The sequence below is a fragment of the Haloarcula regularis genome (assembly GCF_029338315.1).
Classification (GTDB): Archaea; Halobacteriota; Halobacteria; order Halobacteriales; family Haloarculaceae; genus Haloarcula; species Haloarcula regularis.
This window is the reverse complement of record NZ_CP119794.1, coordinates 756892-771635: the sequence shown is the minus strand read 5'-3', so window position 1 is coordinate 771635 and position 14744 is coordinate 756892. Positions and strand designations below refer to the sequence as shown.

The window sequence follows — 14744 nt, the reverse complement described above, 5'->3', positions numbered from 1 at the left end:
GATCGGAGGGCGGTACCACTGGGAACGTGCCGTCGCTAATCGCGGTAGACGTACGCGAGTGCCAGGAGGGCGATAGCGACGATGGCGATGACCTTCTTCGACATCACATGATACTACGACGATGACTGTAATAGTCCTGTCGCCTAACCGACCGGAACGCCCTCTGTCCCGGCCACCTATCGCTCGTGGGCCCAGAACTCGTCCTCGACGGTGACCTCCTTTTTGAACAGCGGGATCTCCTCTTTCAGTCGGTTGATGCCGTCCTCGACGGCGCGAAAGGCCTGGCCGCGGTGACCGGCCAGGACGACGACGAAGACGATGTCCTCGCCGGCCTCGACGACGCCGGTCTTGTGGTGGAGGCGGACGTCGAACACTCCGTCACGGGCCTCGAGGTCCCGGCGGAGCGCGGCCATTTTCTCCTGGGCGACGCCGTCGTAGCGCTCGAACTCCAGGAACTCCGTCGGCGGGTCGTCGTCGCCGTCGCGGGCGCGGACCCGGCCGGTGAAGGTGGCGATGGCCCCCGAGCGGTCCTCGTCGGGACTGCGCTTTACCTCGCGGACGAGCGACTCCAGGGTCACGTACGGGTCGCGGGCGTCGGTCGCCTCGAGAATCGCGTCGACGTCCGCCCGCTCGCCGTCGGTGGCGCGGTGGACGACAGGGTCGGCCGCCTGCCGGTCCCCGAGGACGACCTTCGGGACTGACGCGCCGGAGCAGCCCTCGACGAACGCGTAGTCGAAGTCCGGCGCCACTCGTCGAGCGTCTCGGCGAGCGTTCGGGACTCGCCGGTGGCGAACCACTCCCCGTCGTCCGTCGTCGCGACGGTGGTGGCCGCGCCGGCCGCGCGATGGCGGGCGGTGTCTTTCCCTTCCGTGTCGACGTCGGGCGCGTGGTCGCAGTGCTTGACCGTCGCCACGCGGTGTGTGTCGGCCCGTCGTGAGACGAGGCGCTCGACGAGTGTCGTCTTCCCGGTGTCTGCGTGCCCGACGATGCCGAGGACCTGCATGGACCTTCCTTGTCGGTACAGATACCTATGTGTTTTCGAAGGGTGAACGTCCTGCTGTCCCGACCCGGGGCCGGGGCCTCGGACTACCTGTCGACCGACTTCTCGACGACGCGGACGTCCTCGATGGCCGTCGACGGGTACCCGCCGTCGGCGTCTTTCTCGTTTGCCTTCACCATGTCCCAGACGACGTTCAACCCGGTCGTCACACCCTCCAGAGCCTCCATCTCACAGCCAGTCTTGCCGACCGTCTCGACGGCCACCGTGACCTCGACGGCCGAGTCGCCGACGTCGAACGCCACGTCGACGTTCGTCACCGGAATCTGATGGCACATCGGGATGGTCTCCCACGTGTGTTTGACGGCCTGGATGGCGCCGACGCGGGCCGTCGCCAGGACGTCGCCCTTCTCTACCTCGTCGGTCGCGATGGCCTCGAGAGTCCCCGACGAGAGTCGGATCTCCCCGCGGGCGACCGCCCGGCGCTGGCTGTCTGCCTTCTCCCCGACGTCGACCATCTGGGCCTGTCCCTCCTCGTCGACGTGTGTGAACTCGTCGGTCATCGGGTGTCCGTTACAGGGCGGTCCGCAAAACCGTACGGGTGCCCTCAGCGGCGGACCAGCCCGAGGAGGTGGCCGACGGCCGGCGCGACGAGGCGCTCGGCGCCGGTCCGGGCGGCGTTCTCGCTCCCGGGCAGGCAGAAGACCAGGTGCTCGTCGACGACGCCGGCCGTCGCGCGCGAGGCCATCGCCATCGGCCCGACCTCCTCGTAAGAGAGCCAGCGGAACAGCTCGCCGAACCCAGGCACCTGCCGGTCGAACAGCGGCCGGAGGGCCTCGACGGTGACGTCGTCGGGTGTCAGCCCAGTCCCGCCCGCCGTCACGACCACGTCGGCGTCGTCCTCGTCGATGGCCGCCGCCACCGCCTCGACGATTGCATCCCGGTCGTCGTCGACCAACTGCCGTCCGACGACGTCGTGGCCCTCGCCCTCGCAGGCCGCCGCGACCACGTCGCCCGCGGGGTCCTCATCGAGCGTGCGCGACGAGGAGACGGTCAGGACGGCGACGGCGACCGCCGACGCGTCGTGTGCGTGGTGGTCGTCGTCCTGGTGCTGGTCGTGTTCATCGGCGTGGTCCTGGCTCTCGTCGTCCCGGTCGTGGTGGTGCTCGCCGGTCATGGTCCCCGTCTGTCACGCGGGCACAATAACTCTCGGCCTTCACCCGGTGTAGGGCTCCAGCGACGTCGCTCGAGTCCCTGCCAGGCGGTCCGTGGACTGAGCCGCCGGGCGACCCAGGGCCGCCGTGACTCGCCGTCGGCGCCCACCGGCTCGCCCCGGTGGCGCCCCTCGACCGGTCCGTCTTCGTGCTAATTCAGACACAACATAAATACGGGTGCCGGGTGTTGTGCCGCCAATGGTCCTCTCGGACGTCTTCCTCTCCCCGCTCGGTCTGGCGGCGCTCGCCCTCGCCGTCCCAATCGTGGTGCTGTACTTCATCCGACCGGAACCCCAGCGGATGGAACTGCCGACCTTCCGGTTTCTCGCCAGTGAGGAACGCCAGCAGGCGACCAACCCGCTGCTCGAACGGCTCTCGCGGAGCCTGCTGTTGCTCCTCCAGTTGCTGGCGCTGCTCTTGCTCGCGGTCGGCCTCGCGACGCCGTACGTGATGGTCAACGAGCGCGCCACGGTCGAGGAGACGGTCCTGGTCGTCGATACGAGCGCGAGTATGGCGACGGCCGACGGGGGGACCACCCGGTTCGCCCGGGCGCTCGAGACGGCGGACGCGGAGGTCACGAGCACCACGTCCGTCGTCGTCACCGGGGACGGGGGTGAGGTCGTCCTCCAGCGGGGACCGCCGAGCGAGGCGCGAGAGACGCTCGACCGGCTGGCGGTGACCGACGCGCCCGGCGACCTCGACGGCGCCATCTCACAGGCGACCGCGCTGGCCGGCGAGAACGCGCGAATCGTCGTCCTGAGCGACTTCGCCGGCGACGACTGGACCGACGCCGTCGCCACCGCCCGCGGTCGCGACCTCTCGGTGGACCTGCGCCAGTTCGACGGCGGTGGCGACGCGAACGTCGGGTTCGTCGACCGACAGTTCTCCGGGTCGGAGGTGACGCTCTCCGTGGCGAACTTCGGGAGCGAAACGGTCACGCGGACGGTCACGCTCGGCACCCGGGAGGCCACCGTCGAACTCGCGCCGGACGACCTGGAGACGGTGACCTTCCCGGTTCCCGCCGGCCGCAGTCAGGCGCGCCTCTCGCCCGGTGACAGTTTCGCGACCGACGACACCGTCGCCATCGCCGCGCCAGCCGACCCCACCGTCGAGGTACTGGTCTTGACCAACGACCCGAACCGGTACCTCATCACGGCACTGGAGGTCAACGACCAGGTGGCAGTCACCGTCGACCGGCCACCGACCACCGTGACCGAGGAGTACGACGTCGTGGTCTACAGCAACGTCGACCCGAACGCGCTCCTTCCCGGCAACGTCGAGGCCGGGCGCGAGGTCATCGAGCGCGGTGGCGGGGTCATCGTCCAGGCCCAGCCGGAACTCCCGTCGCGGTACGGCGACCTCCTGTTGCTCGACCCGGGGCCGGTCAGGACCGCCGCCACGGTCGAACCGACGCCCCCGAACGAGCTGACACGCGGTATCGAATTTCAGCCGCCGAGCGAGTACGTCAGCGGATCGCTCCGCGAGGGGCAGGCCGTGGTCGAGCTCGGCGACGGGACGCCGCTCGTCGCCACCGCCGAACGCGACGGCGGCCGACTGCTGTACTACGGCTACATCGAGGACAGCTCGAGTTTCAAGTTCAACTACCAGTACCCGGTGTTCTGGAAGCGGGCGATCTTCCACCTGGCGAACCGCGAGCCGTTGCCCGCCCTGAACTACGAGACCGGCCAGACCGTCCGGTTCGACGCCGACCGCATCGAGGGCCCGGACGGCCCCGTCGCCGGGCCGACCAACTCGCTCCAGCGGACGGGCTTTTACTCCACGGACGCCCGGACGGTGAGCGCATCGCTGCTGGACGAACGCGAGTCCGACACTGCGGTCGACCCGCTCTCGGATCGGCCGGGCCAGACCGGGAACCTCACGAGGGAGGAACGTCGCAGCGTCCCCCAGCCGCTCACTGAGTTCGCCGCGCTGGCGGGCCTGTTCGTAGTGCTGCTCGAAGTGGGCTTCCTGCGATACCGGGGTGACCTCTGATGCGCGCCACGTACACACTCTCGGACGGCCTGACGCTCGGCGTAGAGCACATCTGGCCGCTCGCCGCGCTCCCCGTCGCAGTCGCGGTCCTCGCGTACGTCGTCTTCCGGAGCGAGCGGGGCTCCCGCTCGGCGTCGGCGCGGAGTCGTCGGCTGCTGTTCGCGAGTCGCGTGCTCGTCGCCACGCTCCTCGTCGTCGGAGCGATGGGGCCGTACACGGTCCAGACCCGCGAGACGCCCGGCGAACCGAGCGTGACGCTGCTGACCGACGAGTCCGCGAGCATGGACGTCTACGCCGACACGCGAGAGTCGCTGGTCGCGGACATCGAGGCAACCGGCGTTCCGGTGACTACCACGACGGTCGGGAGCGAGGACGCCTCGCGTCTCGGCGACGGCCTGGCCGCGAACGTCCAGGAGAACGGGACGGTGGTGGTCCTCTCCGACGGGCAGGTCACCGACGGCCGGAGCCTGGCGGTCGCAGGGGAGAACGCCCGGCAGCTCAACGCGACGGTGAGCGCCGTCGAGCTCATCCCGCGGCGGCGCGAGGCCGCCGTCTCCGTCGCCGGCCCGGAGACCGTGAGCTCGGGCGTCCCGTCGCGGTTCGTCGTCTCCGTCGACGGCGTCCGGCTGCCAGAGGAGTCGACCGTCGAAGTGGCCATCGACGGCGAGGTGGTCGCCACGAAGACGGTCGGCGAGAACGGGACGGCGGCGGTCACGCACACGTTCGACGACCTCGGATCTCACCGGGTGACGGCGACACTCGAGAGCGAGGACGTCTTCGAGCGCAACGACGTCTTCTACAAGAGCGTCCGCGTCGTCGAGAAGCCCGACGTCCTCTATGTCTCGGCCCGGTCGTACCCCTTCGAGAACTTCTTGCGCTCGCTGTACGACGTGACGACGGCCGACTCCGTGCCCGCCGACCTCTCGGGATACTCGACCGTCGTCGTCCAGGACAGTCCCGCGGCGCGGTTCGGGAACGTCAGTTCGCTCCAGGAACACGTCATCGAGGGTGGCGGGCTCGTCGTCGTCGGCGGCGACAACGCCTACGAGAACGGCGGTTACGGCGAATCGCCCGTCGCGTCGATGCTGCCCGTCTCCGTTGGGAACGCCACCGGCGGCACGACCAACATCGTGTTGCTCATCGACGTCTCGGGCAGCGCCGAGCAGGGCATGGCCATCCAGAAGTCCGTCGCCCTCGACGTCCTCGACCAGCTGGGCGACGAGAACCGCGTCGGCGTCGTCGCGTTCAACTTCCGGGCCTTCCGCGTCGCCGAACTCGCCCCGCTGGCCGAGAACCGGGCGACGGTCGGCGAACAGATCCGCCGCCTCACGAGCGGCGGCGCGACCGACATCTCCGTCGGCCTCCAGGGGGCGGACGAACTACTCGGCCAGCGCGAGGGGACCATCATCCTCCTGAGTGACGGCCAGGATCGCCTCGACCGGGCGGCCGCCGTCTCGAACCAGCTCGGGCGGGAGGGGACCCGCGTCGTCAGCGTCGGCGCCGGTCGGAAGGTAAACGAGCGGACGCTGCGGGAGATCGCCGCCGAGTCGGGCGGATCGTACTTCGCCGCCACCGAGACGAACCGCCTGCGCCTCCTCTTTGGCGGTGGGTCGCGCCGGTTCCAGGGCGACAAATTGACCATCGTCACCCGGGACACGTTCATCACCTCTGGCGTGGAGCTGACCGCCAACCCCGGCCAGGCGAACCGCGTCACGGTCAAACCTGGCGCCGACTACCAGGTGGCGACGGCAGACGGCACCCGCAATCGCGTCGTGGCGCTTCGGCCTCGGCCGGGTCGTCTCCATCACGGCCTACGGGAACGACGGCACGCTCGACGGCCTGCTCGAGCGGCCGGACTCGCTGGTGCTGACCAAGTCGGTCAACTACGCCATCGGCGATCCGGCGCGAACCCAGACGGGCGTCACGTCGATCGGCGACGCTCGCGTCGGCAGGGAGACGTCGCTGGTCTACCGCGGCGAGACCCGCCCCGAGGCGCCCGGCGTCAGGTTCCGACAGGTCGCCGAGGATCGCTACCGCGGCGAGTTCACGCCCGCGGAAGCCGGGTACGGGAGCGTCGTCGACGCGGAGTACGCCGCGAACTACCCCGTCGAGTACGGCACGTTCGGCCAGTCGGAGTCGCTGACGAGCCTCGTCGAGGAGACGGACGGCCGACTGTTCGCGCCGGACGAGGGCGCCGAAATCGCTCGACTGGCCCGCCAGCAGTCGACGCGCATCCGGACGGTCCGGGACTCGTGGTCGTGGGTCTTCCTGCTGGCGGCGCTGCTGCTGTTCGTGACGGAGGTGATCGCCCGACGCGTTCAAGTGTACCGCGGGCGCACTACCCTGGAGAGTGGTCTCCCGTGAGCGTCATCGGCCGCACCCTGAACCTCGGACTCGTCGCCCTCATCGTCCTGGCAGTGGCGGGCACCGCCGGTGCCACCGTCTTCTATCAGGACTCGACGGGCGAACTGCAGACACAGAACGACCGCCTGAAAGATGACAACGCCGAGCTCCGCGAGGAGCTGGAAGAGACGCGCGAGGACCTGCGCGAGAACCGGTCGCGCGTCCGGGAACTCCAGCGGACGCTGGAGACGCGGACCCAGGACGTCGACCAGGTCGCGGCCGACCTCGAACGCACGGAGTCCCAGCTCAACGCGACAGAGAGCCAGCTGGCCGAGACCAGACAGGAACTGCGAGCGAGCCAGGAGCGCGTCGGTGAGCTGCAGACCGCCGCGAGCGACCTGCGCGCGGAGAACCGGCGCCTCGAGACGCGGGCGAACAATCTCGAAGACGAGGTCGAGGAACTCGAGACCGACCGTCGGCAGCTCCAGGACGACGTGGAGAACCTCCAGGACGACGTGGAGAACCTCCAGAACGAACTCGAGGACCGAGAGGACGAGGTCGACTCCCTGGAGCAAGAGGTCATCAACCTGGAGGACGAGAACGAGGACCTGCGCCAGGAGAACCGGGAACTCGACGACGACCTCGCCTCGCTGTGCAACAAGGACGACAACGGCCAGGAACCGGAGTGTGACGGGTACTGACGATGGGTAAGAAAGACAGGCCGGTCGGCGAACGGATGCGCGCGGCGCTGCGGGCGGTGCGTCTCGAGGCCTGGAAGGCGGCGATCGTCTACGCCGTCGTCGACGCCGTCGCCCTCTTTCTGGTCGCGAACCTGCTCGTCGCGGCATTCGACCCAGCGGCAATTCCCGCGCAGGTGTCGGTACCGGACCAGCTGACCGACGCGGTCATCACCGTGACCGGCGCCTCGCTGTCGGGCCCGACGGTCCCGGGGTCGGCGCTGGTCGCGCTCGTCGTCGGTGTCGTAACCCTGGTCGTCGAGCTCTGGGTCCGCCTCAGGCGGCCGTTGATCGAGCAGTTCGAGGCGGTCAACCCCGACATCGCAGAGGCGTTGCGGACCGCCCGCGACGCCATCGCCGACGAGCAGGACTCGGCGATGGCCGCCAGGCTCTACGAGGACGTCCTCGCCCAGCTGCGCGAGACGTCCGGCGTCGCGCTGGTGAACGTTTACCGACTGGCGGCCACCGTCTTCGTCATCGCCCTCGTGAGTCTGGCGACGGTCCAGGTGGCCGCGGTGGACCTCGCACTGCTCGACGGGGACGGGCCGGGGTCGCCGACAGACGGCACCGACCGGCCCCGGGAGTTCGAGGGCCTCGAGGACGGCGACTCGGTCCTGGGCGACAGCGAGGACGTCCAGGCCGGCGACGAGAACCTGACGGCCCAGATAGAGTCGACCGGTGGCGAGGAGGAGGTCGACCCGACACAGCAGTTCCCGTCCGAGGAGGGGACCGGCGACCTGAGCGGTGACTTCGAGAGCCAGCAGGCCGGGTTCGCCGGGTCGGAGGACCTGGAGGACGCCGAGCTGATCCGGGAGTACAATCTCCGGATACGTGAGGACGAGGAGGCAGATACATGAGTACGACACACGACATCGACACGATTCAGCGGAAGCTACAGGACGCGAGAGACCAGATACGCAAGCGAATCGTCGGGCAACGCGAGGTGCTGGCCCAGCTGCTCGTCTGCATCCTCGCCGACGGGAACGCCCTCCTCGAGTCCAACCCGGGCCTCGGGAAGACGACGATGGTCCGGACCATCGCGGAGGTGACCGACCTCGATTTCTCGCGCATCCAGAACACGCCCGACCTGATGCCCTCGGACATCACCGGCACCGAGATCATCCGCGAGACAGACCAGGGCCGGGACTTCGTCTTCGAGAAGGGCCCCGTCTTCGCCAACGTCGTCCTGGCCGACGAGATAAACCGTGCCACGCCGAAGACGCAGGCGGCGCTGCTGGAAGCGATGCAGGAGAAGCAGGTCACCGCTGCCGGCGAAACCTACCAGCTCCCCCGCCCCTTCTTCATCCTGGCGACGCAGAACCCAATCGACCAGTCGGGGACCTACGCGCTGCCCGAAGCCCAGACCGACCGATTCATGCTGAAGATTCTGGTCGACTACCCGAACTACGAGGAAGAGCGCGACATCGTGGAGATGTTCACCACCGGGACACAACAGGTGCCAGTGGAGAAAGTGCTCACCAACGACGAGATACAGGCCGCCCAGCGACACGTCCGGGACGTTCCCATCGCCGACGACCTGCAGGACCGCGCAATACGACTGGTCCGGCGAACCCGCGAGGAGGACACCATCGAGTTCGGGGCGAGTCCCCGGGCGAGCATGGCGCTCGTGCTCGCGTCGAAGGCGCGGGCCTTCCTCTTTGGCCGGTCGCACGTGGCCAGTGAGGACATCGAGGCGCTGGCCGCGCCGGTGCTCAGACACCGCATCCTGCTTGACTTCCGCGCCGAACGGGAGGGACAGACGGCCGACGACGTCATCCAGTCGCTCATGGAGTGACGATGGCCGGAGTGTGCTGGCACGGGGGCCGTGTGCCGGTGGAGGGCGACCCGTGACCATCGACCCGGATTTCCTCGACGAGCTCGGGCGGTTCGACGCGGCGCTGAACCGGGTGTCGACGGCGCTGCGCCAGGGCGACCAGGAGTCGCCCCGCATCGGCGAGGGCCTGACGTTCAGCGACTACCGCCGGTACTCGCCGGGCGACGACACGAGACTCATCGACTGGAAGCTCTTCGCCCGCACCGAGGAGTACTTCATCAAGCAGTTCGAGGAGGAGCGCAGTCTGACCGTCCACGTCCTGCTCGACGCGAGCGCCTCGATGGACTACGGCGAGGGACCGGCCGACAAGTTCGAGTTCGCGGCGAAGCTCGGCCTGGGATTTGCCTACCTCACCGCCGAGGAGAACAACGATTTCCTCTTCGAGACGTTCCGCGAGACCGCCGACCGCCTGGACACCGGACGGTCGAACCGGGGCGAACTGCTGAATCTCATCGACGTGTTGAACGATCTCGAACCCAGTGGCTCGGCCGACTTCGAGACGGTCCTCTCCGAGTACGCCGCGCGCATCCGGTCGCGCTCGCTGGTGGTGGTCCTCAGCGACTGTCTGGCCGACCCGGAGGAAATCGAGGCCGGCGTCGCCGCGCTGGTCCGCAACGAGGTGGACGTGCTGGTCGTGCGCGTCCTCGCCCCCGACGAGCGCGACCCCGGGGCCGTCGGCGACGTCCTCTTCGCGGACCCGGAGAGCGACCAGACCCGCCGCTCGTACTTCAGCGGGTCGATGGCCGACACGTACCAGTCGCGGTTGCAAGCGCACGTGGACGCCGTCGCGAACCGTATCACCCGACTCGGGGGCGACCATGTCCTCGTCGACACGGGCGAGGATTATTTCGACGCGTTCGCGAGCGTCTGGTTCGAGTGACTTTGATTGAGGTCCCGTCGAAACCTTCGACCGGGGATCGGTTTCAGGAGGCGTGCTGCATACATGCTACTATCCTGCTGTCGGATTATCAACCTCAATTATATATATCGTTGTAATGTAGCGACCATATGAACAAAACGGGGCAACTATCCGTCTATCGGGGATGCGTACCGGTTGTCGATGCTGAGTACGATAGCACCAGTGGTCGCCCACCGACAGAGACCATCATCAGGGCTCTGGCGGATGCTGCTGGTGTTGAGCCAGTCGATCTCCCGCCGATATACGAGTACGTTGACCCGGAAGCGCTCGATGCCCTGTTCGAGGGACACGACGGAGACACGGACAGTGACACTATCCTCAGTTTCCAGGTAGACGCTTGGAACGTTTTCGTCCACTCGGATGGCCGTATCCGCATCTGTGATGCGAACCAGCGGACCGATCCAGTACCGGTCTTCGAATCTACCAACGCCTGACACGGTTCCGTTTTGCAGTAGGCACAGCTACACGTCTGCGAACCAGGTGGATTGCTGACCGCAGCGTGACGCAAATCTAGCGTCCTCGCTTCCGCCTCTGTATCGGTCATGCGGTTCCTGACAGCAACTGAGCAGTTGTCGAGGGAGTTGCTGCATACAGGGCGCGGCTCTCCCACAGAGCGACATTCCGATCATGGGCCGGCGAGTCGGTCAGTACAGCTGCGAAAACGATCCCAGACCAGAAATTTTTAAATCCAGAACAAAATATCAAAAACGGACGCCCTCCATGGATAATCCAATCGATAGTAGAGTTGCAACTGCCCTCCAGTCGTATACGGTCCTCGCGGTCGTTGCGATTCTGGTCGGCGCGGCACTCGTCCCGTTTGCGACGGGTGTCGTGGCCGAGGACGAACAGTACGTCGCTGTGGTGAACATCGACGAGACGATCAGTGAATCGACGGCACAGGATACGATACAGCAACTCCGCGAGGTGCGGAGTAACGAGTCTGTCAAGGCCGTCGTGCTTCGGATATCGAGTCCGGGCGGGAGCGCCGCTGCCAGTGAATCGATGTACATGGCAGTCAAGCGCCTCGCGGACGAGAAACCCGTCTATACCAGCGTCGGACAGTACGCTGCCTCCGGCGCGTACTACACTGCCGTGCCGAGCGACAAGATCTATGCGACGCCGGGCAGCATCGTCGGGCACGTCGGTGTCATCGGGACGGCACCGAGTGGCGGTCTGAGTCCGGCGGCGACAACCGGTCCCGACAAGGCCCACCGCGGCATGACCAGAGACGAGTATTACGCCAGTCTCGAATCGATGAAGCGAGCCTTCGTCGGTGCGGTCATGTCCGAGCGTGGCGACCGAATAACCGTCTCTCGCGAAACCGTCGCCGAGGCATCTGCGTACAACGGTCTCCGAGCCGTTCAGACCGGCTATGCCGACGACATCGGCGGCTTGGAAGCCGCTATTGACGACGCGGCGACCGAGGCCGGTCTCAGCGAGTATCAGGTCGTCTACCACGACCCGGCACAGCCACGCGGGCTTATCTTCGCTGCCTCGAGCGCACAATCCACGAACGGGAGTGCCGGCAGCGAACAGGCCCCGTACACACACCGCGGCGTCGATTCAGTTCACTTCCTCATGATCTACGGAACCCCCGAAGAGCAACGTGTCGTGTCGAACACCACCGCTGCGGGAGGTGCCTGAACGTGGTCGATACTGGCGTCGTCACGCGTGTCGGCTTCTTTGTCGGCGTGCTCGTCCTGGCTGCCGTGGCGGGCTCATTCGCAACCGGCGGATCTGCTGGGGCCGCACCAGCCGTCAACCAGATCGAAACACCGTCGTTCGACGCGAACGAGTCGGCCGCGACGGCCCCTGCACAGACCGGCGAACTGACGATGGCTGCGAACGCCTCCGGCGAGGTGATCCTCATCGATGCGGGCCACGGTGCGGAGATCGACCGTGAAGCACTCGCCCCGATCGTGACGACACTCACCGAGAACGGTGCGACGGTGCAGTACCACGTCGGGAAACGACAGGGTGGCCGGTCGCTCAACGCCTCGTTACGTGAGGCGGACGCGTTCCTCGTACTCGGTGCGGAAAGCCGGTACACTGAGGCCCAGCTTGCTGGCTTGGACGCGTTCACCGACGCCGGTGGGCGTGTACTGGTGATGAACGAACCCGCCCAGGCGAGTTACGGTGGGTTGGCGCTGTTTGGAATGCCACGTGGCGGGAGCAGTGTGACGAGTCCGCTCGCACCAGTTCTGTCCCAACACGGGCTTGCCTACGACAACGGCTACCTGTACAACATGCAAGAGTACGCGCTCAATTATCGGAGTGTCTACGCGACCCCGACTGGCAGTTCGCCGCTCACTGAGGGCGTCGACCGAACGGTGTTGTACACGTCGACACCCGTGACTGGGTCCAACACGCTCCTGACGACAACCGATGGGACGACCCTCTCACAGACTCGGCGACAGGGCACGTACGGTGTCCTCGCGCGGTCCGGGAACGTCGTCGCCGTCGGTGACGGCAGCATTGCCACGCAGGAATTCCTCTACCGTGCTGATAACGAACAACTGGTCGGGAATCTGCTGGACTTCCTCGTCTCCGGCGAGAAGTCCCCAGCTGACGCCCCACAAAAACCGGAACCGTCATCCGAGACTGGTTCGACGCCGGGCCCCGAGCAGACTCGGCCCTGAGAGATCGGGAATCGACTGCTCGAATTTTTTCGCCTCGCACACGCGCTGGCTGACTGTTCGGAGCATCGCCTCCGATACATCGTTCGGTACAGGAGGAGCACTTCCCGACGGGGAACAGGGACCGTACTAGTCTATCTAGTCCGGGGATATTTACCAGTGAAGTTAGAACCGTGCCGACATGTCTGATAAGCCCTCCATTCCTCAGGCACAAGCGGTATCGTCATATATCGAAGACGGCGCACGTATTGCGGCAATTCTCATCATCTGGGGAGTTCTCTCTGCGGTGTTCACATACGGAGTAAGTGATCTTGGACTGCCCTTCGAGCAACTCTGGCTCCAACTCGGGCAGGTCTTTGCTGTTACTGGTGTGCTTAACGCTGTCCTGTATCTCCTGTACCGCGCCACCGATTACTGGCACAACACCGCCTGACTCTCACCATACCTTTGGAGTAGCGATCAATCTGCAGGTTTACTGAGCGGGTAGTCCATCGGCTTCGAGTCGACACAGACCCGTCGTCTCGCTGCCCGTCCGCTCTACATCCGACACGCGTTTTCTGCTCACTCCCGAGGGTTTCAACAGAGCCTGGTCTGCTGTACCCCGTTTGCAGCTGTATCGCCGACGGCGGGTGATACCGAAACGCCGGACACGGGTCTTGCGGACTACTCCGCGAGGATGTGTGCCGGCAGGTCGTCGCGGATGATGGTGTTGCAGTACTCACAGCGCACGCCGTCGTCGGTGACGGCAAAGCGGGACTCGACGGGTTCGTTTTCGGTGGTGATGCAGTTGTGGTTGGGACACTCGAGGATGCCGACGACGACGTCGGGGCGCTCGACGCGGTGTTTCTCGACGACCTCGTAATTGCGGACGATGTTGATGGATGCGGCGGGCGCGATGAGCGAGAGGACGTCCACCTCCTCTTGGGAGAGCTCGCGGCCTTCCACTTTCACGATGTCCTTGCGCCCGAGGCGTTCGGATGGCATGTTCATCGCGACGGAGACGGAGTCGCCGCTGGTGCCGTCGATGCCGAGGATGGCCAGGACGTTCAGCGACTGGCCGCCGGTGATGTGGTCGATGACGGTGCCGTTGCGGATCTTCGAGACGCGTAATTGTCGGTCGTCGTCAGTCATTGTTCGCCTCCGAGCATCAGGTCCAGGAGCGCCATCCGGACCGGGACGCCGTTGTGTGCCTGCTGGAAGTACTTCGCGTAGGTCGTTCCGTCGACGTCGTGGGCGATCTCGTCGACGCGCGGGAGCGGGTGCATCACGGTGAGATCGTCGGACGCTGCCTCGAGGGTATCGGCGTCGATCTGGTATTCGCCGGCGACGGCGCGGTACTCGCTCTCGTCGGGGAAGCGCTCGCGCTGGATGCGCGTGACATAGAGCACGTCCAGTTTCGGTAGCACCTCGTCTAAGTCGGTGTGTTCACGGACGTCGGCCCCCTCGTCGTGGAGATCGACGCGGACCGACCGCGGCAGCTGGAGCGACTCGGGGCTGATGAAGTGCTGGCGCGCGTCGACGGTGGTCAGGGCGTGGGCCAGCGAGTGGACGGTCCGCCCGTACTTCAGGTCGCCCATGATGCCGATGGTCAGGTCGTCGAAGCCGGCGTTCTCGCGGATGGTATAGAGGTCGAGCAGCGTCTGGGTCGGGTGCTGGCCCGCCCCGTCGCCGGCGTTGACCAGCGGGACGTCGACGAACTCGCTGGCCATCTTCGCCGAACCCTCCATCGGGTGGCGCAACACGAGCGCGTCGGCGTAGCCCTCGACGACGCGGACGGTGTCGGCCAGCGACTCGCCTTTCTTGACGCTCGAGGACTCGACCGACCCCATGTCGACGATGTCGCCCCCCAGTCGTTTCATCGCCGTCGTGAAACTCATCTTGGTCCGGGTGCTGGGCTCGAAAAAGAGCATCCCGAGCAGTTTGTCCGAGTGCCGGTCGGCGTACGCACTCGGCTCCTCGGCGATGTCGGCCGCGTGGTCGAGCACCGCCTCGATGTCGGCCCGTGTGAGTTGTGTCGCGCTGATGATATGGTCGTGCCGCATCTCACACGGAACGGCGCTCCCGATGGTCTT

General features: G+C 66.5%; 13 protein-coding genes and 2 pseudogenes. 10 read left to right on the top strand and 5 right to left on the bottom strand.

Translation table 11 applies throughout. From position 1 onward, the window contains the following. Window positions 1-176: 176 nt before the first annotated feature. The 3 genes and pseudogenes from P1N55_RS04070 to P1N55_RS04060 all read right to left on the bottom strand — a co-directional run bounded on the left by P1N55_RS04070 (window position 177) and on the right by P1N55_RS04060 (window position 2174). Window positions 177-1003: pseudogene (locus P1N55_RS04070) on the bottom strand (molybdopterin synthase). 83 nt (window positions 1004-1086) lie between these two features. Then, window positions 1087-1560 carry a cyclic pyranopterin monophosphate synthase MoaC gene (gene moaC / locus P1N55_RS04065; RefSeq protein WP_276277704.1) on the bottom strand — a complete coding sequence of 158 codons (474 nt, stop codon included), beginning with the start codon at window positions 1558-1560 and terminating at the stop codon, window positions 1087-1089. 44 nt (window positions 1561-1604) lie between these two features. After that, window positions 1605-2174: a MogA/MoaB family molybdenum cofactor biosynthesis protein gene (locus P1N55_RS04060; RefSeq protein WP_276277703.1), complete on the bottom strand. Its 570-nt coding sequence runs from the start codon at window positions 2172-2174 to the stop codon at window positions 1605-1607. A gap of 235 nt (window positions 2175-2409) precedes the next feature. Here P1N55_RS04060 and P1N55_RS04055 point away from each other — a divergent pair, with 235 nt between their 5' ends. The 10 genes and pseudogenes from P1N55_RS04055 (at window position 2410) to P1N55_RS04015 (ending at window position 13105) form a co-directional block, all read left to right on the top strand. Beyond that, complete coding sequence (locus P1N55_RS04055; protein ID WP_276277702.1) at window positions 2410-4203, top strand: vWA domain-containing protein; 1794 nt, start codon at window positions 2410-2412, stop codon at window positions 4201-4203. Then, a pseudogene (locus tag P1N55_RS04050) lies at window positions 4203-6567 on the top strand (VWA domain-containing protein). The gene P1N55_RS04055 and the pseudogene P1N55_RS04050 overlap by 1 nt, the downstream one beginning before the upstream one ends. Beyond that, a complete protein-coding gene (locus P1N55_RS19605) occupies window positions 6564-7247 on the top strand; it encodes a chromosome partitioning protein (RefSeq protein WP_346430001.1) in 684 nt (227 codons plus the stop codon). Before P1N55_RS04050 ends, P1N55_RS19605 begins: the two are co-directional and overlap by 4 nt. Window positions 7248-7249: 2 nt before the next feature. Then, the gene (locus P1N55_RS04045; RefSeq protein ID WP_276277700.1) at window positions 7250-8140 is read left to right on the top strand and encodes a DUF7502 family protein; all 891 of its coding nucleotides are present in this window, start codon (window positions 7250-7252) and stop codon (window positions 8138-8140) included. Continuing rightward, window positions 8137-9078, top strand: a complete 942-nt coding sequence (locus P1N55_RS04040; protein ID WP_276277699.1) for an AAA family ATPase — start codon at window positions 8137-8139, stop codon at window positions 9076-9078. The genes P1N55_RS04045 and P1N55_RS04040 overlap by 4 nt, the downstream gene beginning before the upstream one ends. 52 nt (window positions 9079-9130) lie before the next feature. Beyond that, window positions 9131-9997: a DUF58 domain-containing protein gene (locus tag P1N55_RS04035; protein ID WP_276277698.1), complete on the top strand. Its 867-nt coding sequence runs from the start codon at window positions 9131-9133 to the stop codon at window positions 9995-9997. Window positions 9998-10125: 128 nt separating this feature from the next. After that, a complete protein-coding gene (locus tag P1N55_RS04030) occupies window positions 10126-10470 on the top strand; it encodes a HalOD1 output domain-containing protein (RefSeq protein ID WP_276277697.1) in 345 nt (114 codons plus the stop codon). A 286-nt stretch (window positions 10471-10756) separates the two neighbouring features. After that, window positions 10757-11680, top strand: coding sequence for a S49 family peptidase (locus P1N55_RS04025; RefSeq protein ID WP_276277696.1), 924 nt, complete (start codon window positions 10757-10759; stop codon window positions 11678-11680). A 2-nt stretch (window positions 11681-11682) separates the two neighbouring features. Further along, window positions 11683-12675, top strand: a complete 993-nt coding sequence (locus P1N55_RS04020) for a DUF4350 domain-containing protein (protein WP_276277695.1) — start codon at window positions 11683-11685, stop codon at window positions 12673-12675. Window positions 12676-12853: 178 nt separating this feature from the next. After that, window positions 12854-13105: a hypothetical protein gene (locus P1N55_RS04015; RefSeq protein ID WP_276277694.1), complete on the top strand. Its 252-nt coding sequence runs from the start codon at window positions 12854-12856 to the stop codon at window positions 13103-13105. Between the two features lie 230 nt (window positions 13106-13335). Here P1N55_RS04015 and pyrI read toward each other — a convergent pair whose 3' ends face one another. Together pyrI and pyrB are read right to left on the bottom strand one after the other, a co-directional pair. Continuing rightward, window positions 13336-13803, bottom strand: a complete 468-nt coding sequence (gene pyrI / locus P1N55_RS04010) for an aspartate carbamoyltransferase regulatory subunit (protein WP_276277693.1) — start codon at window positions 13801-13803, stop codon at window positions 13336-13338. Next, the gene (gene pyrB, locus P1N55_RS04005) at window positions 13800-14714 is read right to left on the bottom strand and encodes an aspartate carbamoyltransferase (RefSeq protein WP_276277692.1); all 915 of its coding nucleotides are present in this window, start codon (window positions 14712-14714) and stop codon (window positions 13800-13802) included. Before pyrB ends, pyrI begins: the two co-directional genes overlap by 4 nt. Window positions 14715-14744 lie beyond the last annotated feature (30 nt).